Origin of the sequence: Bacteroides sp. AM23-12 (assembly GCF_003434395.1) — a bacterium.
Classification (GTDB): domain Bacteria; phylum Bacteroidota; class Bacteroidia; order Bacteroidales; family Bacteroidaceae; genus Bacteroides; species Bacteroides thetaiotaomicron.
Map to the genome: position 1 here is coordinate 384 of NZ_QTLF01000108.1, position 361 is coordinate 744.

The window sequence follows — 361 nt, forward strand, 5'->3', positions numbered from 1 at the left end:
CAGATAGATTTCCTGCGCGTTGTTCGGGCGGTTCACCGTGCTGCCGTCATGGATGAAGTCGCACATCTCCACGTTGAGCAACAGCGGTTCGGCGGCGTACTTCACGTTGAAGGTGTAGAAACTGCCGTCCTCCGTGATGACGGACATATTCGTTTCGTTGGGAAAATTCCTTACGGTAGCCTTCACACGGATGATGTTCTCCGCTCCGTCGGCTTTCCCGGCAATCAGGTCGGGCGAGCCTAAATCGACATAGCGCACCTCCGCCGGAAAAATGACGTGGACGGTCTTGTCGTAGGTCACTTCCAGACCGTGCGGCGGTATCATGCGGTCGAAGGTCAGCTTGCGTGACAGCCCGTGATAT

The 361-nt window shown here is 56.2% G+C and carries 1 protein-coding gene; it reads right to left on the reverse strand.

Features of this window, described 5'->3' with window-relative positions; translation table 11 throughout:
* On the reverse strand, positions 1 to 361 hold a 361-nt coding region (locus DW640_RS24240), incomplete at both ends, for a DUF4138 domain-containing protein (RefSeq protein ID WP_233525482.1).